The 25,008-nt window shown below is 42.6% G+C and carries 29 protein-coding genes; 1 reads left to right on the top strand and 28 read right to left on the bottom strand.

Going from position 1 to position 25,008, the window contains the following annotated elements:
• Nucleotides 1-871 precede the first annotated feature (871 nt).
• The 7 genes from HQQ92_RS23110 to HQQ92_RS23140 form a co-directional block, all read right to left on the bottom strand.
• Nucleotides 872-1,243 carry a DUF957 domain-containing protein gene (locus HQQ92_RS23110; RefSeq protein ID WP_173248920.1) on the bottom strand — a complete coding sequence of 124 codons (372 nt, stop codon included), beginning with the start codon at nt 1,241-1,243 and terminating at the stop codon, nt 872-874.
• Nucleotides 1,244-1,309: 66 nt separating this feature from the next.
• Entirely contained in the window at nt 1,310-3,595 is a 2,286-nt protein-coding gene (locus HQQ92_RS23115) for an SNF2-related protein (RefSeq protein ID WP_173248922.1), read from the bottom strand.
• Complete coding sequence (locus tag HQQ92_RS23120; protein WP_014620993.1) at nt 3,592-4,224, bottom strand: hypothetical protein; 633 nt, start codon at nt 4,222-4,224, stop codon at nt 3,592-3,594. The genes HQQ92_RS23115 and HQQ92_RS23120 overlap by 4 nt, the downstream gene beginning before the upstream one ends.
• 67 nt (nt 4,225-4,291) lie before the next feature.
• Complete coding sequence (locus HQQ92_RS23125) at nt 4,292-5,380, bottom strand: DUF6094 domain-containing protein (protein WP_173248924.1); 1,089 nt, start codon at nt 5,378-5,380, stop codon at nt 4,292-4,294.
• 68 nt (nt 5,381-5,448) lie between these two features.
• Nucleotides 5,449-6,024, bottom strand: a complete 576-nt coding sequence (locus HQQ92_RS23130; RefSeq protein WP_173248926.1) for a DUF3275 family protein — start codon at nt 6,022-6,024, stop codon at nt 5,449-5,451.
• 972 nt (nt 6,025-6,996) lie between these two features.
• Nucleotides 6,997-8,007, bottom strand: coding sequence for a plasmid partitioning protein B (locus tag HQQ92_RS23135; RefSeq protein ID WP_173248928.1), 1,011 nt, complete (start codon nt 8,005-8,007; stop codon nt 6,997-6,999).
• Between the two features lie 2 nt (nt 8,008-8,009).
• A complete protein-coding gene (locus tag HQQ92_RS23140; protein ID WP_173248930.1) occupies nt 8,010-9,224 on the bottom strand; it encodes a ParA family protein in 1,215 nt (404 codons plus the stop codon).
• A gap of 237 nt (nt 9,225-9,461) precedes the next feature.
• Between HQQ92_RS23140 and HQQ92_RS23145 the strand changes: the two genes are divergently transcribed.
• A complete protein-coding gene (locus HQQ92_RS23145) occupies nt 9,462-9,686 on the top strand; it encodes a hypothetical protein (protein WP_014620988.1) in 225 nt (74 codons plus the stop codon).
• 2 nt (nt 9,687-9,688) lie between these two features.
• Here the strand turns inward: HQQ92_RS23145 and HQQ92_RS23150 are convergent, their stop codons facing one another.
• The 21 genes from HQQ92_RS23150 to HQQ92_RS23250 form a co-directional block, all read right to left on the bottom strand.
• Nucleotides 9,689-11,287: a conjugal transfer protein TraG N-terminal domain-containing protein gene (locus HQQ92_RS23150; protein ID WP_173248932.1), complete on the bottom strand. Its 1,599-nt coding sequence runs from the start codon at nt 11,285-11,287 to the stop codon at nt 9,689-9,691.
• On the bottom strand, nt 11,281-11,595 hold the full coding sequence (locus HQQ92_RS23155; RefSeq protein ID WP_131524906.1) for a hypothetical protein: 315 nt from the start codon (nt 11,593-11,595) through the stop codon (nt 11,281-11,283). The genes HQQ92_RS23150 and HQQ92_RS23155 overlap by 7 nt, the downstream gene beginning before the upstream one ends.
• Entirely contained in the window at nt 11,592-12,845 is a 1,254-nt protein-coding gene (locus HQQ92_RS23160; RefSeq protein WP_173248934.1) for an integrating conjugative element protein, read from the bottom strand. The genes HQQ92_RS23155 and HQQ92_RS23160 overlap by 4 nt, the downstream gene beginning before the upstream one ends.
• Before the next feature lie 13 nt (nt 12,846-12,858).
• A complete protein-coding gene (locus tag HQQ92_RS23165) occupies nt 12,859-13,812 on the bottom strand; it encodes a TIGR03756 family integrating conjugative element protein (protein WP_014620984.1) in 954 nt (317 codons plus the stop codon).
• Nucleotides 13,809-16,535 carry a conjugative transfer ATPase gene (locus HQQ92_RS23170; RefSeq protein WP_173248936.1) on the bottom strand — a complete coding sequence of 909 codons (2,727 nt, stop codon included), beginning with the start codon at nt 16,533-16,535 and terminating at the stop codon, nt 13,809-13,811. Before HQQ92_RS23170 ends, HQQ92_RS23165 begins: the two co-directional genes overlap by 4 nt.
• Nucleotides 16,535-16,948 carry a TIGR03751 family conjugal transfer lipoprotein gene (locus tag HQQ92_RS23175; RefSeq protein ID WP_173248938.1) on the bottom strand — a complete coding sequence of 138 codons (414 nt, stop codon included), beginning with the start codon at nt 16,946-16,948 and terminating at the stop codon, nt 16,535-16,537. The genes HQQ92_RS23170 and HQQ92_RS23175 overlap by 1 nt, the downstream gene beginning before the upstream one ends.
• The gene (locus HQQ92_RS23180; RefSeq protein ID WP_131524902.1) at nt 16,935-18,344 is read right to left on the bottom strand and encodes a TIGR03752 family integrating conjugative element protein; all 1,410 of its coding nucleotides are present in this window, start codon (nt 18,342-18,344) and stop codon (nt 16,935-16,937) included. The genes HQQ92_RS23175 and HQQ92_RS23180 overlap by 14 nt, the downstream gene beginning before the upstream one ends.
• Complete coding sequence (locus tag HQQ92_RS23185) at nt 18,334-19,179, bottom strand: TIGR03749 family integrating conjugative element protein (protein WP_173248940.1); 846 nt, start codon at nt 19,177-19,179, stop codon at nt 18,334-18,336. Before HQQ92_RS23185 ends, HQQ92_RS23180 begins: the two co-directional genes overlap by 11 nt.
• Nucleotides 19,176-19,823, bottom strand: coding sequence for a PFL_4703 family integrating conjugative element protein (locus HQQ92_RS23190; RefSeq protein WP_014620979.1), 648 nt, complete (start codon nt 19,821-19,823; stop codon nt 19,176-19,178). The genes HQQ92_RS23185 and HQQ92_RS23190 overlap by 4 nt, the downstream gene beginning before the upstream one ends.
• The gene (locus HQQ92_RS23195) at nt 19,820-20,149 is read right to left on the bottom strand and encodes a hypothetical protein (RefSeq protein WP_014620978.1); all 330 of its coding nucleotides are present in this window, start codon (nt 20,147-20,149) and stop codon (nt 19,820-19,822) included. Before HQQ92_RS23195 ends, HQQ92_RS23190 begins: the two co-directional genes overlap by 4 nt.
• Nucleotides 20,149-20,565: a hypothetical protein gene (locus HQQ92_RS23200; RefSeq protein ID WP_131524900.1), complete on the bottom strand. Its 417-nt coding sequence runs from the start codon at nt 20,563-20,565 to the stop codon at nt 20,149-20,151. The genes HQQ92_RS23195 and HQQ92_RS23200 overlap by 1 nt, the downstream gene beginning before the upstream one ends.
• Nucleotides 20,558-20,899 carry a DUF3487 family protein gene (locus HQQ92_RS23205; RefSeq protein WP_014620976.1) on the bottom strand — a complete coding sequence of 114 codons (342 nt, stop codon included), beginning with the start codon at nt 20,897-20,899 and terminating at the stop codon, nt 20,558-20,560. The genes HQQ92_RS23200 and HQQ92_RS23205 overlap by 8 nt, the downstream gene beginning before the upstream one ends.
• On the bottom strand, nt 20,899-21,267 hold the full coding sequence (locus HQQ92_RS23210; protein ID WP_173248942.1) for a DUF2976 domain-containing protein: 369 nt from the start codon (nt 21,265-21,267) through the stop codon (nt 20,899-20,901). The genes HQQ92_RS23205 and HQQ92_RS23210 overlap by 1 nt, the downstream gene beginning before the upstream one ends.
• Nucleotide 21,268: 1 nt before the next feature.
• Nucleotides 21,269-21,508, bottom strand: coding sequence for a TIGR03758 family integrating conjugative element protein (locus tag HQQ92_RS23215; protein WP_014620974.1), 240 nt, complete (start codon nt 21,506-21,508; stop codon nt 21,269-21,271).
• The gene (locus HQQ92_RS23220; protein ID WP_254306376.1) at nt 21,501-21,767 is read right to left on the bottom strand and encodes an RAQPRD family integrative conjugative element protein; all 267 of its coding nucleotides are present in this window, start codon (nt 21,765-21,767) and stop codon (nt 21,501-21,503) included. Before HQQ92_RS23220 ends, HQQ92_RS23215 begins: the two co-directional genes overlap by 8 nt.
• Before the next feature lie 188 nt (nt 21,768-21,955).
• Nucleotides 21,956-22,840 carry a DUF6685 family protein gene (locus HQQ92_RS23225; protein ID WP_173248946.1) on the bottom strand — a complete coding sequence of 295 codons (885 nt, stop codon included), beginning with the start codon at nt 22,838-22,840 and terminating at the stop codon, nt 21,956-21,958.
• Nucleotides 22,825-23,154 (bottom strand): hypothetical protein, encoded by a 330-nt coding sequence (locus HQQ92_RS23230; protein ID WP_173248948.1) that lies wholly within the window; start codon nt 23,152-23,154, stop codon nt 22,825-22,827. Before HQQ92_RS23230 ends, HQQ92_RS23225 begins: the two co-directional genes overlap by 16 nt.
• A gap of 63 nt (nt 23,155-23,217) precedes the next feature.
• Nucleotides 23,218-23,715 (bottom strand): hypothetical protein, encoded by a 498-nt coding sequence (locus tag HQQ92_RS23235; RefSeq protein WP_173248950.1) that lies wholly within the window; start codon nt 23,713-23,715, stop codon nt 23,218-23,220.
• Nucleotides 23,716-23,759: 44 nt separating this feature from the next.
• Nucleotides 23,760-24,128, bottom strand: coding sequence for a type II toxin-antitoxin system HigA family antitoxin (locus HQQ92_RS23240; protein WP_173248952.1), 369 nt, complete (start codon nt 24,126-24,128; stop codon nt 23,760-23,762).
• A 10-nt stretch (nt 24,129-24,138) separates the two neighbouring features.
• Nucleotides 24,139-24,438, bottom strand: coding sequence for a type II toxin-antitoxin system HigB family toxin (locus HQQ92_RS23245; RefSeq protein WP_173248954.1), 300 nt, complete (start codon nt 24,436-24,438; stop codon nt 24,139-24,141).
• Nucleotides 24,439-24,594: 156 nt separating this feature from the next.
• Nucleotides 24,595-24,963, bottom strand: a complete 369-nt coding sequence (locus HQQ92_RS23250; protein WP_173248956.1) for a hypothetical protein — start codon at nt 24,961-24,963, stop codon at nt 24,595-24,597.
• Nucleotides 24,964-25,008 lie beyond the last annotated feature (45 nt).

Here is a 25,008-nt window from a genome sequence, read left to right on the forward strand (position 1 = left end):
AGTGTCTTTTAATCTAAAAACACTATTTACTCTGTTTAACGCATATGGAAATAAATCGATCTACATCTAGATGCATTCAGCGCAAAACCAAATGACTTCTGCGGTTTGGTTGATAGAGTGGCCAGGAACTTAGAAGCTAGATTACAATGCAAAAGAAACATATTGTAAAATTCGATAAATAGTACGCCTGCTCTAAAATTGTCTTTGCTTGTAGAAACTTACCTAAGCGCCGTCACAAACTAGGTTTTACGCCCAAATGACGGTAAGAAGTTGCATTAACTGGATTCTTTTAAGTGTGCAATTTTTATTGAGTATACTTATCCAATTAAATTATCCACAGCTTTTCAATAAACAGCAGAGTTAAACGTGTTCAAATTCAGAGTCAGACGTGTTTTTTTACGGAGTAAATAGTGACATTTAACAGAGTGAACAGTGTTTAATAGCAGAGTAGACAGTGACATTTAACAGAGTAAAACGTGTCGTTAAGTTGTGCAAGTTACTGATTTTTATGTTTTTGCAAGACACCATAGATCTTTATAGATCTTCATAGATCTTTCATAGATATTTATAGATCTTATTATATAGGATGTGCATATGTGCATATGTAACCGCAAGCGGTTAACACATACACACATATACACATATACACAATCACAATAAATTTTTTTCTTTTTCTTTTTCTTTTTTTATAAAGCGTACCCTCCCCACCCGATAGGTGAAGAGGGATATTAAAAGATCAGTTCCTTTTCCCTTTATCGGATAGGGCTTTTCCCTTGTGGAAAACCCTTCCCTTGCCCCCTTTAACCCTTTTCCTTTTTCTGTAGTAGAATTATAAGAACTTGATAATTAAGTTAAAACTATAATTCACTAATTAGATTTCTTTATAAAAAATATCTACATCACATTCGTTCTGAATCGCTATAACAATTGATTCAATATCATCAGTGTTAATTATTGATGACCAACTGCATACCTGTTCCTCCTCTGTCTGAATTAATTCTTCATAATTATCAGCCTTACCACCATATGAAGATACTTTTGCTGGATTCCATATCAAATATTTATTCATATTTTCAACAGAAGCATCAAGTTGTTGTGGCAATAAACGTGTCAAAGCAGCTAGTACGATTGCTGAATCAACTTTGCCTTCATTATCAAAGTGAATAACTGACTCTGTACTTAAGTTATCTTCAAGCCATAAGATTAATTGCTCAAAAGCAAAAATATCAGACGGTATTGTCATGTTGTCTCTCCATAAAAAGGACAACAACCCAATGGGAAATTGTCCCATTGGGTTTAAGTTTATTGATTAAGCATTCAGTAACTTCTTCGCTAACGCGACCTCGATACTGTCACCATCAGAGTTAAGAGCATCTAGGCCATTATCTGGCATATCACCAGAAGTCGATTGAGTCACAGCAATCTTCTTGGCCATTAATTCCAAACAAGTCATTTGTGCCGTGTTGTTGTAACCTAAAAATGTCACATCAACATCATCACTCTGCCCTATTCGCCAACTGCGCCGAGCAGCTTGCATCAACGTGTAAACGTTATAACCGGTTTGCATAAAGATAATTGATGGAAATTCCAACAAATCTAGTCCTGTTTTGACCAGTTCAGGATTACAGATTATACAATCAACACCTCTATCAACTTGCTCCAATATCCAGTCCTCCCGATCTTCTGTTTTCACAGAAGCACGCATCACTGCAGCCTTTATACCACTTGGTTGCAATAATGATTTTAATCGAGTGGCAGTATCGCGTTTACCGGTATATGCGGTATACACAAGTGTGCGCCGCCCTTTGGCTTTATTACTATTCACCATTTCAATAAGCCGTTCCTCTTTTGGCGTCGGGCGTTCATCATCAAATAGTGAAGGCACAAAGGCCAACGTTTCTCGTGTTCGTGGATGCAATACGTTTTCAGCCCTAAAACAACAATCTGGCCAAGCTAAAAGGACGTTCATCACCACACCTAATAACGTGGTATCTCCCGCCCTTAACGCTTTTCGTAACCGTCCTAAAAGCGTTGTTTCCAATGCGCTATATCTTTCTGCCATGTCAGCATCGAGATCAACACCATCAAAAAACTCCTCATAAGCCGGTAAAATATTGCCTCCAATATCTTTAAGTTTAAGAAAAGCCGTATATGGCAATACGTATCGAGCAACACCTAATGGACCAAATCCAGGAGCGCGTGTTTGACTCACCCGAATGTTTTTACCCTTAGCTGTTTTATGATTATCCTCACTGGATACCTTCATTATCTCTTTGATAATGCCGTGTTCTTGTGAAAATGCCATCGCAGCACTGCCTAAACGTCCATTGTGGTAAGTGTAACCATCTTTCATCATGATATTGGGCATACAACGCCACAGTAGATAAAACAAATCTTCTGCATAACCGCCCATTAATGTGCCAGTCAGGAGTAACGTTTGTTTCGTGCAAGACGCTAAGACTTGCATCGCCTGTCCTTGCGCCGAACCAGCGTTCTTATACTCATGTGCCTCATCAATCACCATTAGATCAAAAAAGCCTTTTGGTAAATATCGCTTAATGAATTCACTCGCTTGGTAATCACCTTGGCCAAACGCAAATTGGGTTTTAGCCAACTTACGCTCAATACGCTCAGCTTGTCTGTCATTAAATACAAACTCACCCTCAGCATCGATAAGATTTACAAGTTCGTAAATATTATCCGTAAGTGCTTCAGCCATATTGTTAACCCCAAAGGCGTCTATAAGCCTTGCAGCAGTGGCTTCTCCTATCGTCGGCAACGTCATTAACGATCGTTTTACCGTACCATCTAATGAACCATCAATCCGTTTACGATGTAGCGTCCATAAAGGACTTTCACATTGCTGACACCAAAGCTGATTATCTTGAGGAAAGTTAGCCGGTGTAAAAGCATAACCTTCTTCATCTTTCACCTCTGAAAAACAGTCAGGACAAACTACATGGTTAGCCCAGCCGTATTGTGGATCATCAATGTCTCTACTAAGTAATGTCCGCTTACGTTTAATCTTAAACGCAACCTTCCAGTTATATCCCATTCGCATCCTGACACGGCCTAGAATGAAATACTCGGGTCCGTCATGTTCTGTGGCTATTGCTCGGATCTTCAATAGTGATAACAATGTATCTGGACCATTTAATATCCACACTTTTGCATTATCGACTGTATCCAAGATTTCACGGCGCCACTTGTAAACTAAATGCGGTGGGGATAACACCAGTATACGGTGAGCTTTACGCTCAGCATGTAACACTGCCGTAACGGCGATCGCCATCATCGTCTTGCCAGTGCCCATCTCTGCATTAATAATCGCAGCAGGGGCATTGTCATCCACCAATAAACTCGATACCGCTTGTACTACCTCTGCTTGTGCCTCAAAAGGGACTCGCTTAAGGCTTTGCATAACCATATCTCTATCGATACAAGCATGTTGGTAACGAGCTGGATAAGCGTTCTCCACGTTTGCTAATAGTCCAGAACCAAAATCATGTATGAAATCCGTTAAAGAAACAGTGTTCTTTGAGGTTTGAACTTCAGATTCTTCGGTAACAAGATGAGTTAATATTGCCTCAGTCATAGCACTTCCTCCGATTGATTGCTGTACGAAGGTTGTAGCGAATGACCTTGTAATGTCAGAGAGCGATCTTTTATTGCCTCAGCGATAATGGATTCAATTACATCTGGTTCAAGTTTGATTTGATAACCAAACACTCCCCAACTGGTTAGCGCTTTAACACAATGGCTTAATAACTCTGCAAGAACATCTTTCCATTCATCAAGCAATGGCAGATGGCACAGATTTTTAACCAGGGGCCATAGCGCATCCCAATTCAAAGTATGTTGACTCAATACCAACGCTTCTTGACTGCCATGCGGTGTTTTCATTAATGTCGGTAGCATTAACCAGGTATGCACCCATTCTCCGACAGGGGTATATTTGGGTAATCGTGTGCTTAATTTTTTCATGTCAGTGACACGATTAAAATTAAGTAGTTGTGTATCACCATTCGGTAACTTCACAAACCTATCGCGATAACCCCCTTGGCTAACAGGTAAGGTTAATGCCGCGAAAAAATGTTGCATTTCACCATCTCTGGCCCATAACGATAGAAAAATGATGTCGTTATTTTCGTCCATCACAAATGCATCAATATACAGACCACCATTGAGTGCGATAAGCGGTGTTGTTTGTGGTAAATATTGCATAGAGCCTTATCCTTAAATATGAATAAGCCCCGTGCATAGGGGCCTATTGCCCCTAATGGGAAGTGAATTATTGAATAACGATAATGTCACCAAAAGTATCACCTTCAGTGATATCAATTGCGCGAATTGTCGGTATAAATTGGTCTATTCGAGTGGTTATAGTGTTGATTTCATCCATAGTGGTAACCGTTCGCTGCACTTTTTGAGTGCCCCCCTTAACCAACAAATGTTTGCTACCATCATTGCTAACTACATGACCTGATATTTGTCCCGCCGCTAATGCTAGGGATAAATGCCAGGGCGAAAGTTTACGTAAAGGACTCGGTATCGTGTGATGACAAGCTTGTGAAAACACGCCGCCAAAACGCTGCCATAAACCTTTATGAGTGAAAAAAACATCACCCAGTAATGCCTTATCCGGACTAACAACTTCGAATCGAAATGGCGTTGTCGATATCGCGGGTACTTGGTATGGTTCAGTGACGGGTGACGTCGGTAATATTGCCGCTTTGCTAATACTCTGACCGATATTAACTAATAGATCTCGATGCCTATCTCTAATAAGCCTGAGTTCTTCTCCATTCATATCGCGTTTAACGCCCATAATAACCACTTGATTGAAGCGATCTGTTGCGGCTGAATAAACACGGATATCACCGATGTTTCTGGCTAAATAATGACAGAAACCAGGGCTAAGACTGGGAAAGGGCACAACTAAAGCAACAACCCCTTCTTTGCGTAAAAAGCCCAAACAGCGACGTGTAAACTGTATTTCTAATCGATTCATGCCTTTGTCAGCTTGAGCTAAATTGTCTGCAACAACATCCCCATATGGGGGATTAAGAAACAGAAAACTCATGCTATTACTGCCAACTACACAGTCAAAAGTATTGACATTAAGTACATGTTCGAGCTGCTGGGCCGCAATGGTTGCGCGTTCTTTATTAAGCTCAATGCCATAACAACTCATCGGATTAATAAAGCGCTTACGCAGGAATTGCAATGCAGCACCGTCACCACAGCAAGGGTCAATCGCGCGGATGTAACCAGCAGGTACGGTGAGTAAACAGGCTATCCCCTGGAGGGTCTCCTCATCCGTTGGGTAATAACCGTCTTTTAAATAATTATGTGCTACGCGTGGGTGCATAATTGCCATAAGCAATCCTCCAAACACGGCACTTCCCCACAGGAAAGCCCCGTGGGTTATTAATGTTAATTTATGGTTTAAGCATCAATTTGCTTAATCCAAATTTTCTCCTGAGGTTTAAATTCCCATACTCGTTTTCCATCAAGGAACTGCCCTTTCAAGTAATTTATCTGCAGTCGCATTTGTTCACGATTGGTTGGGTCAAGCTTTACGGCATTACCTAATGGCCAGAGATCACCGAAAATTAATTCAGCGCTATGGGGTTCAAGAGGTATTGCAGCTTCTGTTTGAACTAACGAGTTATCTACTAATGGTTCGCTCAATGGAGATGGATGTTGTTCAGCACGTTCTTCCGTTAGTGGATCAACATTCATCGGCTCATCGATTTCAACAGGACGTTCATCAAAGTTATCAAGCCAAATTTGCGAGACTTCAGCTCTGGTTTCGATGGTAAATCGATGCCCTAATTGATAACTTCCTGAATAAATCCGCTTAATTGCAAATGTGCCGTGGTATACACCTTCTGAATATTCTTCAAGCAGCGCATCTTTTACGGTAAATCTACCGATATCGAGCTCAAGTTGAGCAACATTGAATAGACCAAAGCGCCCAGAGATAGTTTTAATCGTTAATGTGCCTGGAACTTGTAACATAAGAACTCCAAAAATAATGAAGATCTTTCCACCGGAAAAGATCTTCCGGTTAAGGATACTAAGTACTAGCAAGGGTAAAATGTCTGTATTAAGACCGAGGTGAAGGGTACTCCAATCAGCCTAAGCTGAACGCGACACATTTCATGGAGCCATTTAAGGCGTACTGCCGTGTGCTTCACACTGTAAGTCAGTGAGCAACTTTATTACACAAAATAGCTTACCATTTTGAATTGAATTAGGAAATAGGAAAAATTTCTACTGGTTAGTAGGAGTATGTTCATGGAATTTAATGCGTTGAACTTTTGCTTAAGTAGTTAATAACTATTTGTTTTTAAAGGATATAAAGTGATTGTATTTAATGGATTTTACTTTTGAATTATTTGCCATTAATCGCCCAATCTCAAAAGCCGCAGCAGCACGCCACTAATGTTCTTTTTCATCTTTATACTAATTACCTCAAGAAGTGCTTATTCTTTCAAAAAAGTGGCACTTATTGATAACTTAGTTAGATGATTTTTTTCCAAAATCCCGTAGTACTTTCTTAACACACTCAATATTTTAGGGTTTTCAAGTGCTCCTAAATGAGAAGGCCCGAGACTGCAATTCAGCAATATCGGGCCATAGGTCTTTCGCTTTATGCTAAGGAACTGGCACCGCGACAAAGGCGGGAGAAGAACCGTCAGCTAGCTACACTCCAAACAATAGACAAAAAACTTGGTGTTGTCTACTTGCTGTCGTGGGTGCGTTTTCTCCACTTCGTGAACAATATGGCTTTCTAATAGTCGCAGGCCTTACGATTGCTAAATGTGATTGATAAGAAGCGGATTGAGTGCGTTCTGCCTTAGTACAGCAAATTAAAGGTCAGTAAAGGCCACTGTGAGTGGCCTTTATTTTTTACTAATATGGAAAATATGCCGTTATAAACGAACAAAAGATGACGCTAAAAATCGGCGTCACAGTCAAAGATTAACTCTATTCTTCTTGCATTATCTGTTGGATCAATATTTTAATTTTTTCGCGTTTTTCAGCATTTATTCGAGATAGCGTTATTGTTGATTTGTGTGGAGAATCATCATGATAACGAATAAATTCATTGTTTTTCTCACCGCTGAACAAGGCTATTGGTTCCACACTTTTTTTCTGACGACCAACTTTAGCTTGCTTCTTTTTCAGCACAGATTCTAAGCAAGAGAACACTAAGATTTTATGTTCTTCTATGTTTTGACATTCAGAGATTTTACTTTCAATGAGTTCATAAGTTTCTAGAACAAAATCTTCAATGCCATCTTCATTTAACGCTTTAATTGACCTATTAATTTTGATTAAACGTTGACTGTCAGCAGCAGAGTTTATCTCGTCTTTGTCAAGAAAGAGAGTGTATAACCTGTCATCGACGTTATATGCATTGATATAGCGAGACAAGGTCGCTTCTGAAATCCCTTCACCCTCTGCAAATTGTTTTTGAGTTTGATCTGTTTCAGCCATTTTTAATGAGTAAAACTTACCCCATTCAAAATCAGTAAATTTTTTCTTTTTGTCAGATAAATCAACGATTTCTTTTGCTTCTCGCTTAGTTAAAGGTTGGTCTGATACCTCAACGGAATAACTACAATCCTTCAAAATCGCAGCAGCCCTACGCCGTGAACCATCAACAATCAAAATATGATTATCAGTATCGGAATACCCAATTGCTGGATATAACTGCATTGCAGCAATTGTAGGTAAAATATCCGACAGAGATTTTTCATTCAGCCAGGATTGTTCTCTAATATTTGAGCTATCAATACGTGTGAACTTCTGTATATCCCCTTTACCATTAAAAATATGTAACTTGAGTGTAATTACCCGCCCACTCGATAGTGTTAATGTGCGTTGTTGAGGTGCGATTAAGTGGTCATTTTCTTCTAAGGGCTGAGAAGTCCCTGTCGCTAATGCTTCACTACGTTTGCGTAATCGGTCTTGTAGTGCTGTTTTACCTGACATAATTACTGTTCCCCTTTATGGTATATCACCATCATATCTATCAGTTCTTTTGCCCATTCAGATGCTTTTATGTATGAACGATTAAACGCATCAGTGCTGCCTGTATAATTTTTTCTTATCATTGAAAAAATCGTTGTCGAACTGTCAGTGCAGCGCTCAAAAGCGTCTTCGGCAGGTAAGGGGTGTTTGAGTACAAATTGATGTCCAAAAATATTGTATAACTCTGAGACTGCTCCTTGATAAATATCTTGATCATGCTGACGCTTATTCGACACATCCTTTGATATGTAGGCGCTGATAAATTTCAACTTCTCACACTGATAACCATCAGAAATCATCTGTTCGATGACAATGGGTAAGCGTTCTACAAAGCGAACCGTTGAGTCCCAATTATAAAAAGTAGGTGGAACGGGAATGAAAATGCCATCTGCCGCAGCAATGCAATTTTTCATCACTTTATCCATATGTGGACCAGCGTCCAAAAAGATAAAATCATAATCTTTAGCCAGATTTTTTATGACACGATGATGCAATAGTGTGAAGTATGGCTGACCTTCTGTTATGTCGAGATCGTCCAGCTCATCAGCTAAGAATCCATCCAAAGTGCCACAGGGTAAAATATCCAGATTTGTAATTGATGTTTTCTTTACCCCAGATAACAACAGTTCATCACGAGTCAATCCTTTCGAAGCCATGGCTAGAACTGACGTTAAATCGCTATCAGAAATTTCATAGCCAGGCAGAACTTGTTGAGTGCTTGTGCCTTGTGGGTCTAAATCAATGATCAATACTCGAACCTGTTGCATAAGGTATTTATCAAGTAAAATCAATGCTTCCGCGAGCATGTTTGTGCCTAGTGATTTTCCAACACCGCCTTTAAGGTTTTGCAGAATTGCGACAAAGGCATTTAGTCCTTTATCTCTGTAACGAGTGACACCCAGATAATCTCCAACCTTCCAGCAATCCTCAATGGATAATTGATACTGACCTGAAGCTGTTCGAGGGAATATTACACCCTCGGTTTCTTGTTGCAGCATGATCTCTTTCAATGTGTTCATTGCGATCGGTTTGTTCGTAAATTTTAATAATCGATGCAATTCACGTTGTGAATATGTTTGTTTTGAAACTTCATTTTTTACATCTTTTTGAACATCTGAACGAAATTGACGAGAGCTTGTAGCGCGAGATCCCATTGCAATAAGGGCATTGTAATCCATGGTAGTTCTCCTAATTATTTTGAATAATGCTAACTGATTCATTTTTTTGAGTCAATTCCGAAATTATGAATCATTGATGCTTTTTTGATTATGTCTGTTTACAAGTGGCTAAATAGGGCATAAACTGAAAATCAATGGAATTTAAGGCATTAAATTGCGAGTGAAATACAAGTAAATTAGCTTTAAAAATATGAGTTTACACCTTCTTTATTTATTGGATTAGTTTAGGTGATTTTGATGAAAGCATTCCTAAAACGCTGGCACGCTGAGTTCAAAAAGGACCGAGAAATCAGACAAAGTACGCTTCTACCAACGATGTCGATAGAAGCGTATGTAAATACATTTCATGATTTAAACCAAGAGCCTGCGTCTAAGAACCCGCTGTCCTATTTTAAAGGTGGTGGGGGAGAATGGCGTGACGATGCTGGTAACCCCGATCCTAATGGTCCTTGGTTTTATTAATTTTATTTTTTGAGTTGTTCAATTCCTTTTGATGTGGTGCTCTTGATAGTATTTAACCCATCATTAAATCCGCTCCCCAAGCTTGTCATTTGATAGCCTGCAAAACCGATAACGCTCAGCCATAGTGCTGGCACAACTACATACAGTATTAACAACACGACTTTGATGATTTCAGAGTCCAATGCATTCATGGCGCTCGCGCCATATGAGATAGGATCGGTTATGTTGAAGTCGTGACCGCTATACATTGCCGATAACAATTTAGACTCGAGAGAACGACACCACTCCCACCAAAACGTAAAGAACTGAACCCCAAAATAGGCAACGGTTACCGTGATCAATACTCGCCATTGGTATAATGCTAAGGGTAAAATTAATGGGATTGAAATGATGATCACGCTCGTCAGTAACGCTTGAAAAATGGGAAGCGCTTCCTTAACAATAAAGAATACCGGCTCCATAAATACGCGCCCCGCAATTAAGCCTGCCCCCCCTGCGGTACTGCCCCACATTTCTGATATGAACTTTTCGCCACTCTTATCGATCACTGCACCATAGCCTCGCGTTGTTCGCCCTGTTGCGTTGATATTCTCAGTGCTCAATGCTCTGCGAATCAGCATGTCCTTACGGCCTTCAGCAGTGATTTCACCTTTAAATAGCTCATCGAACCAGCCTTGTGGTTGCATCACGTCAGCGTAGATTTCGGGAGAATTTTGCCGGATTTCTTTGGCTAGGCGATTACGGAGGCCATGTTGACTGTCCTGCCACCATTCATAACAGCTTGGATAGGCATGGGTTGACGCCTCGGCTTTGCCTAAACGTACTGCCCAATTTTCGTTGTAAGCTGCATCACGCACAGCGTTATATGGAAATGTTGGGACGGGTTCTAATGATGAGATTCCTCTATACGTGGTGTGTGCTGCTGCGGGATTATTTGACATAAAATACTTATCCCCCAACCATAGAGCGTGGTCAAAGTCTTTATCTGCCACACTTTGGGTTTGATAGGACTCTCTTACCATTGACGATTTTGCATTCGCAAAACATTGCTCATAAAACTGTTGGGTTTCTTGCTGTAAAGCTGGGGAATTAATGCTGACTTCACTCAACTTTAACTGTGAACGAGTGACGTCATAAGAGCAAGGGATTGACGCAACTGATGCATTGGTAATGCCGATTGATAGGCCGTGGATCAGTTTCCACCAAGAGGGCACTTTGGCAGTTTCCCCGCCCAATGATTCAAAGGCACTGTCCCAACTGGTCCCTGTGTCACTCCCGGGTTTAGTTGATGCGACACCACATTGTTCACTGCGAACGTTATTGTAGGTCAGAGTCTCCAGTCTCAACGATTGACTGGGCACCATTGCAAAAATATAAGCCGCGATAGCCAATACCAGCCCTACAGCACTACGATTGAGAGACAACAATCCTTTATTACCCTCATCTTCCCCTTCGCGCATTGCTTCTGTCATGGTGTTAAAGACAATGACAGCCAGAGGCAAAACCAACAGGTTAGCACTCGACAATAAGTAAAAGATTTTGTTGGAGATAACCCAAGCTTGCAACGTTAAAAATAACGTCAAATAGTCATTTACTACCATAGTAACCCCTCTGCTGCAGCCTGATGTAACGTTGATAAATAACCTTCATAACACGTCGCGAAAATAGCCACGATGAGCGGGATATAACGATGTTGTCGGAAGTAATAGTAAAATGCGATATAACCCAACAGACGCAGACCAATCATGTACCATGCATACGGCAGCGGCGTGAGGTTATTTTCAGGGATTGCTGCTGCTCCAAGGCTTAGCAACATCATCGCCGAGATAAAAAGGAACGTTGACAGTAAAACGAGGCCACTCTTTTTAATAAATTGACGCCAGATTGCTTTATTCGTTTGTTTATTCATTGGCTAGCTCCAAACTTACCACCTTCAAACGATGAGTTGACCTTGGGTGCATCTGGGCTCATCTGACGGTCTGCGTACTGCTTACGCGAAATCACTTCATCAATGATATTGCTGGAAAATTGTTGCCTGACAGTCGCTTCAAACCTCAATAATTCAATGTCTTGCTCGAGCAGTGCGATTGATTTATCAATGTCAGCGAGTGCCACTTTGTTTTGAGCAATGTAGGTCTCTTTCTTGCCCGCAATTAACGCTCTACGCGCTAAGAGTGCTTTATCGATAGTTTGCACTAATGCCACTTCAGATATCACTCGTTGCTCAATAATCTCCCGGGCAGGATCGACTTTCAGTGCTTGAATAAATGATGGCGGGAACGAAGGCGTGCCATTTTTACTCACCATGGCTTTTTGCAGTTCTTGCTCAATTGCGATCGTTTGTTTGGCCACTTCCGCACTTAACCCAATACCGGCAATAGCACCTTCTTTGCTTTTGTCGGTGCCAGTCTGGGTAACAACATCACCAATCACACCAGTAACCCATTCAGTGAGTTCTTCTTTGGTTTCCCAATAACGATATAAGCCTTCTTTTTTGGGTTTTGACTGACCTTCTGTCAATATTTCGAATCCTGCAATTGCAGTATCTGTTGTGATCCGAATAGGCTGCTGATTACGTCCTCCGGCCGGAATGCCACCTCGCCAAACCACCCCTGAATTACCTTTGTCCTGCTCAGCGTCTTTCTTAGCTTGGACGGCATCACCTTTCTTTGCTGCAGTAGTCCAGGCATTGGCTTGGCTGAGTTGTGCCCACTCGCTTGAGCCTAAGCCGTCACCCATCCATTTCGTCATGTCTTCACATGAACTTTTAGCATTGTCGAAATCAAATTTACTTTGCAAAACACCATTTGTGAGTAAATCGTATAAGCCAGGATCTTGTTTCTGAATAAAATAACCAGGAAGAGACATCACTGCAGACGTTGCATTTTGTAAGACGCTACCCATCATGTCTTGAAAACCATCTGTAATACCATTTAACTGATTTTTTACCGTCAATTCGGGATCTAAATTGCCACATTGCAGGTTCATGTCCCAATTCACACCAATGGTTTTTTGTTTAACACGCTGCTCTCTTGCTGGCGCTGAAATGACGTTACCTCCACCTATGGTGTAATAAATTAAATCCGTTTGTGCGTGACTAGGTACACTCATTGTTACCAACGTAAAGGCTATAACGCAGACTAAAAATCGCTCTTTCATTGAATTTTCCTTTTTAATTGCCAAAATGGGCGATTAGCATCGTCCCTTTGCGCTCACAACCACGGTAAGTGCGCCACACTGCCCAAACATATTCTCCGCTGTCACTCATTCGGTCGGCGAATGGATCGGTTATTGACGTACTATCATCAATATCAGGCCAAACACCGGCTTTCATTTGGAGCTTGGGATAGAGAGGTTGCCATGCTGTCTCGCTGTTATTCGGTTCAACAGCTTCTGGCGGCCAATAGCCTAGTTTCTTACTAGCGATCAATGACTGATAGACGCGGCTTTGCATCGGTCTTGTCACAATGTGAGCGGCTTTAAATGCGGCTAAGGCTGCGGATTTATAGGGGTGTTTTTGGACTGAGAATCCACCACGAGGATAGATGTTGCCCCAGTTACCTAGTCGATTTGAAAGCGGGTTCCAACTAGACATATTTAACACATCAGGAATATTGAATCGCCATCCTAGTGTATCGAGACTTGATAAGTAGTAAGGCATAAACGGAGTGGCGGGGCCCTTCAGTGAATACCCAAAACTAGATAACATTTCAAAAAATGTTCCCTCGGCAGGGTGACCGATAATATCGGTGTTCTGAAACGTGACAGTTGTGCTGTCCAATAATGCGGGGCTTTTAGCGTGACTATTGCCTCCGCCTCGTGCTGAAGAATTAGCTGGTGACATCCAAGCGGTTATGTCCCAAGGTGCTTTCCCTGTTTCTTGATAACTCATTGCTATCATGTCAGGTAATCGGTGTTTAACTTTAATTGATTGGTTTGTTTTGCAGCCAACAGGAGTGCATGTCATCCATAAACAGCCGCCTATAACTTGGTAATCAATACAATCGGGACAAAGGCTGCTCTGCAATATTTCAGCAGTATTGATATTGCCAGCATAACTGTAGTTGATTGAGATGAATCCCATCATGAACAATGAAACGCGTAACCGACGTTGAGTAGTTGTCACCAGCCTTCTCCTTGGTAGTGAACCCTCGAATCCTCTATGGATTGTGCTTTTAATAATGCCGCTTCGAGCGCTGTACAGCCCTGTTCATCCATGAAGTCTTTACGCTTCTTTTTTGCCTCGCCGTCAGTCTCACCCAGAGCAAGATAAAGGGCAGGGGGGATAATGGTAAATCGGGCTAAAAGACTATCGTCCATACCCATTACCACGCCTTCTTTGAACTTATGCTTTTCAGATGTCATTGAGCGTATGAGATCTAATTTGTTATCACTCAGTTTCTTGAAGTCTTGTAGCGTGTTGAGTTCATCTTCACTCATGTTAAGCAAAACCCACCATTCGGCATTGTTAAGCATTTTTCGTGAAACACTGGGGAAGTCTGCGAGATCTTGTGTTGCCAACCAAAACCATGCTGAGAGTTTTCGCCACATTTTGACGATCTTCGTTGCATAGGGAGCGAGTAAAAGATTGGTTGATATAAGATGGGCTTCATCGGTTAAGCAGACGATGGGGACGCCTTTATATTGATCGCGCTCTGCAATACCGTTGATGCGGTTGATTAACGAGATATAAGCCGTGGCCATCTGGGCTTCATACCCGTTCTTAGCATAAATACCTAAATCAATAATGGTCACATCGGCCTCTGGCCATGCTTCTCCTTCACCATTAAAAATTTTTCCTTCCATCCCTTCACAGAAGAAGGCCATCGAATCGCTCATCATGCGTGCGCGTTGTTGACGTTCTGGCGGATAAGTATCCTCGGTTGAAAAGGCTAATAACGCTTCTCTTACATGAGTAGGGCGCACCATGACATTATTGGCTTGGCATGTATTGGCGGCATTGACTAATGCTTGACGTACCATTGAGCTATCAGCGCGTCTGTAATCGTCCAGTTCGCGTTGCTCACCACCGGTTATCATCATTCTGGCCATGATCTCTAATTCACCAAGAATATCGCGCTCTTCACTGTCATCATCATTATCGTTTAAGCGCTCTGGCAGTAATGCTGCATCACTGGTGACGTGAGGGACATCCACACCAGCAAGGTGTTTTGCATCGGAAAAAGGGGCGAGTGATGTATTGCAACCTGGCTTTAACGATACTTTATTTACGGTTAATCCGTGCTTACGGCAGTAGTCAGCCAATAATCCAAATGAATCACCGGCTTCAATGATGAACAATCTTGGCCTATGAATGGCAAGTAAACGCAAACAGATACCTACTAACGTCGCCGATTTTCCTGAGCCAGAAGGACCAAATAGGTTTAAATGCGCGTTAGATCTAAAATCAGTCAGCGGGTCAAAGCTGAGAGGCTCACCTCCTCGATTAAAAAACGTGAGCGTATCTGCGCCGGTTCCGACGCTACGACCGAAAAGTGGCGACAGCCGTAACATATCTTCAAGCCATACAAAGCCACAATACCAGTATTTGCTATCAAATTGCGGTTGATAGTTCATCGGTAACCACCGAAAAAAAGCATCTAGTGGTGCGATTTGAGTGCTGTTATCAACAAATTTTGCGCCGAGGCCTTTGGTGTCAAATATTGATCGCAATACTTCAGTATGGCTCTCGATTTCTTCAACACTTTTTCCTTGCAAATAAATGGCTATTTGACCACGCCATAGCGCATTTTTATTCAGTTGTTTATCCATTTCATCGCATTGCTCGCGGCAAGCCACAGTTTCAGCTTCTCCGCCCACCGCAGATTTTTTTATTTCAGCGATACGCTCTCTACCAGCTTGAGTTGACTGAGGGACAAGGGTCATTGTAAACATGCCGCCAGGCGGCAAATCATCAAAGAGCACTTGCTTGTCAGCATCTTGCTGACTGTCATCTCCGACCTCACCAAATATTCGTCCTGTTAAAAACGATTCACTGCTCCAACTGTCCAGCTCCACAACCCGCGTTGCCACGCGCTCATTCTGAGTGTTTTTGAACCACCACAGGCCGTTTTCGACATCTGCAGTGACATGGCTTTGCAATAATCGCTCTGAGTAATCACGATCAATTATGGAGAAACGTTCTCGATGACTCAGTTCTTCACGGTGACAGGCAGGATTTAAAAAAGGCGCAAGCCAGTTAAACACTTCTTTGCCACTGGCTCGGCTAATACCAACACCATGATCTGACATTGAAGAAGGGTTAAGCAGGTAGCGCTGCAGTGAGGCTAACTGCTTACGATTTTTTATTACTTCTGATTTACCCGTGTTCGTGGGTAACCAGCGATAAACCGCCATAAACACTTGTCGAGAGCGACCACGCCAAGCACGGTTTTTGGAGCTGAAAATGCCTTGCTCACGGCCAATTAATGCAAAATGCTTTGCATCTTCATTGAGTACCGCTTGGCTAAACGCATCATCGATACGCACTTTTTCTTGCAACCTTGGCATCAGATTGGATAAATCATCAATGTCTCTAGCAAATAATTGGATGATCCACGGGTTATCTTCATCAGCTTTTTTCCCCACGGTCACAAAGGCATTGGTTAGATTGCTTAAAATGGTATTAAGCCCAAGTTGGTGTTTATCCTCGGTCGATACCGGTGTGATAGCAAAAAATGCGCCTACGGACTGCCCATCTTCTAACTCTGTGACGCCATTTTTGTCTACTTCGCACCAAGGTAGCTTCGCTGCAAAGGAAGGCGGTACGCTATAGTCTATTTCAGGCGCGGTGAGCCCTTGATTCGGATTGAAAAAACGTGTCACCTTCTGGCTTAGTTGAGACAGCATTATTGTTCTCCTACTGGCATTCTGGCTTTTTGATCGCTAGGCGTGGCGTAATGTACGCGCTCATAAAGGGGAAATACCGTGCTGTATCCTGGGACGGGCATCGCTCCGGTGCGGTGCGGGTAGACATAAAACACCACATCTGGATTAGGTAAGCGTGGAAATTGATTAAAGACCTCACGGTAACTATTGCGGGTATAGTCAGCTTGGTGTTTTGCCAGAGTATCAGGTGACAATTCGCGGCGTAGAGAGGCGCGCTGTTGCAACACCTCATCATTTGCCCCCGCCCCCATTTTTTGCTCCCATACGGTTTTGACATTGGTGTCAGGTTGGGGAAGGGTTGATTGTTGGCTCGTAGAACAAGCGGATAAAAAACTGACTACAAGTGTCAGTAATACTAAATTAATCCAATACATAAGTGCCTCCAGTTGCTTCTGTTGGGTAACGAACTTTTCGAGGGGTGACGGGTTTGTCAATGTGTAATGTACGACCGAGATGGACTGATATGGGCGTACCAGGCGGGGTATAAATGGCATCAAATGTGCTGGCCATACGCTCTTTTATCCAAGTGTTCACATTTTCCACGCTACCGGCTGCAGCATTGGCTAGTGCATACTTGCTGGCATCACCGGTAACAGAAGAACTACCACCACCGTTGTCTGATATTGAGGTTGTCGTTTGGGCGGCGGCAGCTGCACTGGCTGCTGCGCTGACGCCATCAAGTACACCCATCATCGTGAGGTAACTGGGGGCATTGGTTATTTTGATGCCGTTAAGACAAGGATTGCCATTAGGATCTGCGAGGAAACCGAGTTGCATCGACGTTGTTACTGCGCTGCCGTCAAAATCACTACTTAAACCATCAACGGCTTCCGGTATAGAGATGACACTGCCGTCTTCCATGATGAAATCGAATGATTCTACTGAACCGCGCACACAGGAGAGATTCCAGTCGCCGGTGACAGTACCCGTAGCGATAGCACCTTTAACCTCGGGTAACATGAAGCCATTGGCCATTAAGTTCTCTTTACCGATAATCAATGAAAATGGGTAAGGGGAGGTGACTTTGCCGTTGACGGGGATACGACCGATTAAGGCGGTTAATGATACGGAATCACTTAGGACAGAGCCACGCACTAAGGTGTATACCGGTGTTGGTTTTTCTTCAAATACGGCAGCATTTTTCTGTGCATCTAATCGAGCTTGTCTCGCTAAATTACGTTGATATGCCTCGTTCATCCCAGGCGTAGTTAAGACTCCTTTGTCATCGATTTTTGCATCGATGGGATTGAGCCACACTAATCCATCACTGCTCACAGGAGCAGACGGTAAATGGCTTATTGCACCATTACCAAGCCCCAGTTCGTCATAGAGATTGTCTTGTGCTAAATCGACTGGCTTATTGATCCCAATCACATCGGTACGCTTTTTTAAGTCTCCGACTTCTTTATCAAACTTAATTTGTAGATCAGCTAACCCCGTGTTGAGTCGTTCCTGTAATGATTCCGCGGCGGATTTGCTTTGTTGTTGCTGCGCATCTAATCGCGCTTTGAGCGCGGCATTTTCATCTTTTTGCGCTTTGAGCGTAATCGCGAGCGTACGCAGTGTGTTGTCGGGTGTATCTGCCGTTAACCCTAGGGTTTCCTTCAAGGTTTTCGCATCGGCATCACTTAATGTTACGGGGGCTGTATTAGTATTTGCCTCAGCTTCTGTGTTCGATTTCTCATTTTCATTTGGCTTGAGAATGCTGATTATGACCACGAAAAATAACGCAGCCAGTAACACTAAAATCAACTTATTTTTATTGGTCATGGGTGGCTCCTTTTGGGATGGGAGCTGGCGGTAACGAGTCAGCGAGCGTACCTTTTGACACTAAAAATGCGGTACTAATTGCGCTATCGGTTCCTGCGGGGCCCAGATCAGGAAAGGCAAAAGTGGTTCCGTAAAGCGCTGCAGTCACCTGCCTTGGATCAAGTGTCAACGTATCGTTATTTCTATGGGTTAATGTCACTGCTGTGACGGTATATCCCCCCAACGACCATGCCGCCACGGGTTTAGCGTTAACAGGCCACAAAGGAAATGCTTGTGCTTGAATATCGGGTGCAATTTGCATCGTGGCGCGACTGACACCAGGCAAGGGTTCTATTGCATGAGAAGGGCTATATATATTTTGGTAGGCGTACCTAACTAATAGCGTTGGAATAGGCATGGTTACGCGATTAACGTGTTGTGTTAACGCGTCCTGTGTTGCCTGTTTTTCATTAGCCGCCGCTTCTTCATTCGTTGTGACAATATCAACTTGATTGGCTGTAGTGATGCCTTCTTGAGCTCGTACATCGATGAGCATGCGCAACCCGTCTCGTAAGCGTTCAACTTGTAAGCGTTGTGATTCAAATGATTTATTGGCGGTGATGTAAATGGTGCCTCGCAGAGAATCAATATTGGCAGATTGATAGAGTGCAGAGGGCACACCAACACGCACATCTCCATCAAAGGACAACAACATTTCTTTGCCGACAGGTAATGAGATGGAAATGGGTACGCCGTCCCACACCACAGCCCGAGAATGCACGGCCTCTGTTGCGGGATTGGCTAATAACGGTGTCGCCAGCATCATTGAAAGCGTGAGCAATATCATCCGTTTCATTGTTTTTCTGCTCCAGATTGTTGGGTGACGTTAATTTCACGCGCTACACCATCAAAACAGTCGATAGCCAGCCCCCAAGGGTTATTGTTTACATCGACGTCATACCTGACAACGCGCAGTGGCCAACGGGCTAAAGAGGACTTCACTTCGGTGCCTTTAACGTATTCTTTAAGCTGCAAATCGGCATTGACTGTCCAGCTATCTTGGCTGTGAGTGATAACGCGATCATCAGTAAAACCCCTTCCAGGTACTTCAAATAAGGCACGTTCGCGACCTGTTAGCTCGCCTTTGCGGCTTTTGGTCTCATAATCTCTCGCTAAAATTCCACGACATTGCGGGGTGATATACCATTTGTAAGTGTGTAAGTTATTTTGATAATCATCTGCGCCATTGGTCGGCCAACGATTAATTTGGCTGAACATACGGACACCAAAGGCGTATACATTGGGAGCAGGCACTTCCCACCACACGCGTGTTGAGCCGGCACGTAAGTCTGGTGGTGTATGAACCGTGATTTCTTGTGCTGAGTTGTACCAACCGATAGCGATAAATACGCAAACCGTACCCAGCACCCCAACAGCAAAGCGCAAAGAACTAATGTGTGCATCGCGGTTTTTTAACGCATTGCGAAATGGACTTTTCATGGCAAAACCTCGAGAGTGTTATCTACAATGCCTAAATACAGATAGCCCTCAAACTGCGCGGCCTGAAACAACATAAACGTTGCATCTGGCCCAAAAAATAGCTCCATTTCATCCGTAGCAATCTCACTGAAAACAACCACTTCACGTTGTTGTAATGCCAAAACTTCCATTACGCCCACATAACGCTCTGGTGTCTCATTAGTACGATAGAGTGATGCGTGATAGGGCAGGTCATTAAATGTCACGTCACACTCACCGATGAGTTCACCGGTGAAGCGAATATCACTGAGATGCTGAAAGGATTGAGTCAAAAGATATAATTTCATTACTTCACCTCTCGACCGATTTGAGTAATGTATTCCACATCAATCGCGGCAAGTAATTTTCGTGTATGTGTTGATACTCTAAAAAAACGAGCAATATCTTGTTTATTTTTGGTGACAAGGACTCTACAGGTGTGACTAGGGAATTTGGCTGCATTTCTATCGCGAAAGGTTTCAACTACTACCCACTCGCCAGAGCCTTGCGCTTCATAGATTTCTTGTAAAATATCGGTGAATGCAGTGTCCCGTTGACGGAAATCAGTTTTGTGTTGGCTGCGAACCTGTTCAGTCATGGGAAAGTCTGCATAAGCACGCAGCCAGCCGACTAATTTGATGATGTCATCCCCGTTTGTGGGGAATATTTCAAATACGCTTGCAGCAGGCTGTCCTGCAACATTGGCGACCATATGATTAGTCATGGGATTTGTCCTTTTTATTGTGGTAGCACCCCGATGAAACGATGTACTTTTTTGGGTAAAGCGCATAATCAAACCGCTGATATAACCAGCCAACGGGTTTGCCAGTGCGCCATTTGATAATGCGGTCAGTGATTTGCTTGGGAAGCCACAGAATGATAGATAACCCTGCTAGACTCCCCAAAAGTAAGGGGGTAAAGCTTTGTATTAGTAGGGATGCAGCGGCACTCAGGGCAGTACTGATAATGGTCGAAATAACCGTCAGCAATAACACTTCAGGAATACTTAAGCCCTTAAGGAATGGCGGGTGCTCGTTGAGGAAATGAGCACTCTTCATTACGCTTTCTCCAGTAATTGCAAACAGAAGTTCACGCCCCAGATGCTCAGCAAAATTAGCACTGCCCCAATAACACCATCAGTAATGAGATCGCTTTTTTCTTTTTTCTGATTTCGTACTTCTTGAAATACGCCCCATAAGTGAATGAAGTAGTAACCTACGGATGCAGCTAATGCTATCCCGCCACCATAGAGCACAACGTCATAGGAGTAGGCGAAAAATGTTTTGAGAATATTCTCATCATCGCCTCCTTTCGTTGGTTCCTGGTTGCCTGGTATCTTGGCGAGTGCGGGGGTTACGGTAAATACGCAAGCTGATACCAATGCCACAAGATGAGTTTTGCATCGAGTCAAAAATGGGAATGTCATATTAAATAACTCCAGTGAATAAAATAAAATTGAGCACTAACCAAATCAGCATGGTGCGCTGCATGGCATGAATAAATTTCTTTCTATCAGTTTTGCCAGACTTAAAGCCGCGATACACACTCCAGCCTACCCAGATGGCCCATGCGGTAATGATGATCATGCCGACGACAGCAATCAGCAGCGCTAAATAATCAGCACTAAAGCCAGCGCCATGTTCAAATGCGGATAAGACCTCATTCATCCATTTTCACCGTGTAATCCCCTGATAAGGGCGTAATAGGTAATGGAATGGGGCGGGAAGGGTAAAGGTACGCATCGATACCCGATTGAATATCGCGTAGATCACTGCGAAGGGCTCGGTAATTAAGTTGCCGCGGTGAACGGTAGTCCGCACGTTCCTCTGCGCGTTGGATTAAAAATTCGAGTTTGGAGAGCTGATCACTAATGGCGGCCAGTTCTTTTTTCTCATCCATAACGGATGCAGCATGAACCTGGGGCATGAATAAGACGCCCAGAAAACTGGCAACAATGAGAGGGTGGCAACGCATGATATTTCCTCACGTAAAATAGGTGAGGAAACGGTACAGAAAAGATTTTGAAAAGTACTGATTAGAATCCCATTGAAAAAAGATTCTGAAAAACGTATTTTTAAATTTTAATTTGATATTATAAAAGGTTTTTTATGACTTTATCTCCGCGGGGGCTTTTGTTGAATTAATAGATTCATTAAGTATTTCCCTAGGTTTGGTATGCCTGCGTCGCTCAAAATATTTGCTATTCTCATAGAATGTCGATTATTACGTGGGAACATCAACACGCAGTTTTCATTATGAGGATGGGGTAACTCACCTACGAACCAAGTAACTTGTATACGGTTAAATATCTCAAATAGTTCATCCCAGAGTAATGTGTTGTCGACAGAAAATAACTTGAACTGTTCTGTTAGCTCTTTGACCGCAGTGGGGTTAAGGCTGTAAGCATGAAGACTACCACATAGCTGCACGGGTTGACCTAATATACCGGCTAGATAACGAGCCGTTGCAAAATGGTGACTGCCTCCACAGTTAATTAAGCATACTCGGTTGTCCCAATAATGATATTTGAAAAAATCTCCGCGCCCATGTTGCATAATGCGCACCTCGTTATGGGCTAAATTATGGTAAATCTGTTCTAAGCTAACATCATCGAGATATCCCTTACATCTAGCAAAAGCAAAGGAATCTAGCTCCTTGAATACATTAAGTGGGCTTTTCGAATTGCAAATAGCCTCTACTTGCCGAATATCACACTTCCACATTTCGGACTGTTGGTGTTTAGTGAGATTGACCAATGCAGGCACGCAAATAGAAAAGCCTTGATACGAGTCTTGCGTTTTACGCCAACCACGTAATTCACCTACTTGACTATCCCAACCTGCTGGTTTCCATTCGTGCCAGCAAGTTACACTGTCAGAACAGACTGTGCGAGGTGTATCTAAGGAATAACCTAGCTTAGGATTAACAGCCAGAAAGTCTTTCAGACTTGCGGGGAAACCAAGGATATCTTGGATAAAACGGACTATTGTGGAAAACATTGACTGACAGGTATTAGGTTGTTACCTCTCTCTTCATAACAAAATTTGCCTACGCCTAAAAAGGTCGCAATTTCGGTAGCTTCTTGAGCGCTTTTTAAGTAAATCGGAGGCTTGTTTTTAATCATTAATTGAATAAGGTCAGAGTCATTTCGCGAGTCATCAATAACAGTAATGTCTTGAACTTCAAAGCAAATGATTATCCGTTCATTTGCGGCAAACAAGCGAAACAGGCCATCGTCAGCGCGACTATCTTCAATGGTTAATTGACCGTCATCAGTCGTGTACTTGATCGCGCTTTTATATCTATCCTGCATAATAACCTCTCAAATCTATTGCTAAAAACTCGGTCATAAATTCCGTTGATTATGTATATTTTTTCACTTTTGCGTTTTCGTGTTGAGATAATTAATCACATCACTAGCACAGAAAGGGGTTATTTCCCGCTTTATATCGTTCAGTGACTTTTCATTTAAGGCCGCTGTCCGTGATTTCATCATGCACGAGAGGGTTATCGCGGTTTCATGATCGGTGCGCATCATGTGGCTAATAATCTCTGCCAAATATGCCATGCCTTGCTCGCTATCCAATGTTTCTTGTGAATGAGAAAAACTGAATAAGCCGAATCCACACATTCTAAGGTAACAAATAAAGTGTTCGAATGTAGGCAAGTCACAAGAAGTTATTACATGTTTAGCATCATCTGCTAATCTTTTGGTGTATCCACAAAGACGCTCATTCTCGTACATTTCGTCAATTGCTAAATTGAGCTTCTGCTGTAGTTCAATTGCAGCTTTGCGAGTGAACTTCAAAACTCCCGAATTTAACGTAATTTGTATTGGAAGGTTTTGATCTCCAATGGCCTCAATTTCAATCATTACGTCTCCTATATTTTGTGTTTGTAGCCGTTACCTAATTTCCGTTATTTGGCTAATTGATAATCTTTGACCAAGCAAGGAAGCGGGATTTTAAGCCCCTTATTAAGTTTGCGGATCATGTTAAGACTAAGCCTACGTTGGCGGTTTAATACCTCAGACACTCGGCTACGTTGCCCAAAAAACGGCACCATATCGGCATCCTCAAGCCCTTGCTGCTCCATTCGGAATTGAATCGCCGCGATTGGATCTGGCGCTTCAATCGGAAAGTGAGCATCCTCGAACGCGCTTACTAGCGTGATCAATACATCCAGCTCGTCACCCTCTGGCGTGTTGGGTTCAGCGTCAAAAAGCTGCTCGATGCGCTTTAATGCGGCCTCATTGTCAGCCACGGTTCTGATCGGCTTAATTTGCATTGCAAACCTCCTAAATTGTGGTTGCATCAACTTTGTCATACTCTGCGTGAGTGCCGACAAAGCGAACATAGACCATTGCGAATTTGTAATTCACGGCGACAATCAGTCGATACTTGTTACCGTGTATGTTGAATACCACCCTGTTATTACCAACAAAACTCGCATTGCGAAAAAGATCCTTAATCTCTTGCGGATTTAGCCAGTTGGCGTTTTTAGCTTCCTCGTACCATGATTTGAGCGGTTGCTCACTATCTCGGTAAATGGGCTGCTCCCAGTACTCCCGCAAGGCGGCTCTCGAAACAACTCTCATGTAATCCCCTTGTCTATATTTCCCATTATGGGAAATGGGCAAACAATAGTCAACTTTTATTTTCCCTTTTTGGGAAATGGTGTTTTACTTTTGATTTATCCGCTTTTCCTGAATAACAAGATAGTCAATAGTCGTTGTAGATTTTGTTAAGTTCTTTTATCTGTAATCCTTAATTTCATCAAATCTTGAATTGTGGTAGTCACCGAAGTGCTTAACATTTGCGACATCTTCACAGGAGACTGTTTTCATGCATCTTAATAGAATATTTAACGTTAAGTCATGGGCTTTAAAATTTCTTGGAATAGATTTATTCGCTAGTGAGTGCGAAACGCGTAGAACTTGCAGTATCTTTGCTCTTTTATGCGCAGGCATTGAATGTTCATCATCAATGATGATCAAACCATCGTCAATCTCCCCTGCAATGACATTAATGATAAACGCTGCTACGTTGCGCATTTCATAATATGCAACTTCATAATTAATCGGATCAGCATGTTCACTGGGTTTTATCACTTCTTGAGTCATGGTAATTTCCTTGATAGTCGATGCTAAAAGCTCGGGACAAAGGGA

This window comes from Shewanella sp. DC2-4 (assembly GCF_013248875.1).
GTDB classification, from domain to species: domain Bacteria; phylum Pseudomonadota; class Gammaproteobacteria; order Enterobacterales; family Shewanellaceae; genus Shewanella; species Shewanella oncorhynchi.

What these genes read in the sequence shown, in the direction of transcription:
- HQQ92_RS23110 (WP_173248920.1), bottom strand. Translation starts at nt 1,243, where the DNA reads ATGACAATACCGTCTGATATTTTTGCTTTTGAGCAATTAATCTTATGG.
- HQQ92_RS23115 (WP_173248922.1), bottom strand. Translation starts at nt 3,595, where the DNA reads ATGACTGAGGCAATATTAACTCATCTTGTTACCGAAGAATCTGAAGTT.
- HQQ92_RS23120 (WP_014620993.1), bottom strand. Translation starts at nt 4,224, where the DNA reads ATGCAATATTTACCACAAACAACACCGCTTATCGCACTCAATGGTGGT.
- HQQ92_RS23125 (WP_173248924.1), bottom strand. Translation starts at nt 5,380, where the DNA reads ATGGCAATTATGCACCCACGCGTAGCACATAATTATTTAAAAGACGGT.
- HQQ92_RS23130 (WP_173248926.1), bottom strand. Translation starts at nt 6,024, where the DNA reads ATGTTACAAGTTCCAGGCACATTAACGATTAAAACTATCTCTGGGCGC.
- HQQ92_RS23135 (WP_173248928.1), bottom strand. Translation starts at nt 8,007, where the DNA reads ATGTCAGGTAAAACAGCACTACAAGACCGATTACGCAAACGTAGTGAA.
- HQQ92_RS23140 (WP_173248930.1), bottom strand. Translation starts at nt 9,224, where the DNA reads ATGGATTACAATGCCCTTATTGCAATGGGATCTCGCGCTACAAGCTCT.
- HQQ92_RS23145 (WP_014620988.1), top strand. Translation starts at nt 9,462, where the DNA reads ATGAAAGCATTCCTAAAACGCTGGCACGCTGAGTTCAAAAAGGACCGA.
- HQQ92_RS23150 (WP_173248932.1), bottom strand. Translation starts at nt 11,287, where the DNA reads ATGGTAGTAAATGACTATTTGACGTTATTTTTAACGTTGCAAGCTTGG.
- HQQ92_RS23155 (WP_131524906.1), bottom strand. Translation starts at nt 11,595, where the DNA reads ATGAATAAACAAACGAATAAAGCAATCTGGCGTCAATTTATTAAAAAG.
- HQQ92_RS23160 (WP_173248934.1), bottom strand. Translation starts at nt 12,845, where the DNA reads ATGAAAGAGCGATTTTTAGTCTGCGTTATAGCCTTTACGTTGGTAACA.
- HQQ92_RS23170 (WP_173248936.1), bottom strand. Translation starts at nt 16,535, where the DNA reads ATGCTGTCTCAACTAAGCCAGAAGGTGACACGTTTTTTCAATCCGAAT.
- HQQ92_RS23175 (WP_173248938.1), bottom strand. Translation starts at nt 16,948, where the DNA reads ATGTATTGGATTAATTTAGTATTACTGACACTTGTAGTCAGTTTTTTA.
- HQQ92_RS23180 (WP_131524902.1), bottom strand. Translation starts at nt 18,344, where the DNA reads ATGACCAATAAAAATAAGTTGATTTTAGTGTTACTGGCTGCGTTATTT.
- HQQ92_RS23185 (WP_173248940.1), bottom strand. Translation starts at nt 19,179, where the DNA reads ATGAAACGGATGATATTGCTCACGCTTTCAATGATGCTGGCGACACCG.
- HQQ92_RS23190 (WP_014620979.1), bottom strand. Translation starts at nt 19,823, where the DNA reads ATGAAAAGTCCATTTCGCAATGCGTTAAAAAACCGCGATGCACACATT.
- HQQ92_RS23195 (WP_014620978.1), bottom strand. Translation starts at nt 20,149, where the DNA reads ATGAAATTATATCTTTTGACTCAATCCTTTCAGCATCTCAGTGATATT.
- HQQ92_RS23200 (WP_131524900.1), bottom strand. Translation starts at nt 20,565, where the DNA reads ATGACTAATCATATGGTCGCCAATGTTGCAGGACAGCCTGCTGCAAGC.
- HQQ92_RS23205 (WP_014620976.1), bottom strand. Translation starts at nt 20,899, where the DNA reads ATGAAGAGTGCTCATTTCCTCAACGAGCACCCGCCATTCCTTAAGGGC.
- HQQ92_RS23210 (WP_173248942.1), bottom strand. Translation starts at nt 21,267, where the DNA reads ATGACATTCCCATTTTTGACTCGATGCAAAACTCATCTTGTGGCATTG.
- HQQ92_RS23215 (WP_014620974.1), bottom strand. Translation starts at nt 21,508, where the DNA reads ATGAATGAGGTCTTATCCGCATTTGAACATGGCGCTGGCTTTAGTGCT.
- HQQ92_RS23220 (WP_254306376.1), bottom strand. Translation starts at nt 21,767, where the DNA reads ATGCCCCAGGTTCATGCTGCATCCGTTATGGATGAGAAAAAAGAACTG.
- HQQ92_RS23225 (WP_173248946.1), bottom strand. Translation starts at nt 22,840, where the DNA reads ATGTTTTCCACAATAGTCCGTTTTATCCAAGATATCCTTGGTTTCCCC.
- HQQ92_RS23230 (WP_173248948.1), bottom strand. Translation starts at nt 23,154, where the DNA reads ATGCAGGATAGATATAAAAGCGCGATCAAGTACACGACTGATGACGGT.
- HQQ92_RS23235 (WP_173248950.1), bottom strand. Translation starts at nt 23,715, where the DNA reads ATGATTGAAATTGAGGCCATTGGAGATCAAAACCTTCCAATACAAATT.
- HQQ92_RS23240 (WP_173248952.1), bottom strand. Translation starts at nt 24,128, where the DNA reads ATGCAAATTAAGCCGATCAGAACCGTGGCTGACAATGAGGCCGCATTA.
- HQQ92_RS23245 (WP_173248954.1), bottom strand. Translation starts at nt 24,438, where the DNA reads ATGAGAGTTGTTTCGAGAGCCGCCTTGCGGGAGTACTGGGAGCAGCCC.
- HQQ92_RS23250 (WP_173248956.1), bottom strand. Translation starts at nt 24,963, where the DNA reads ATGACTCAAGAAGTGATAAAACCCAGTGAACATGCTGATCCGATTAAT.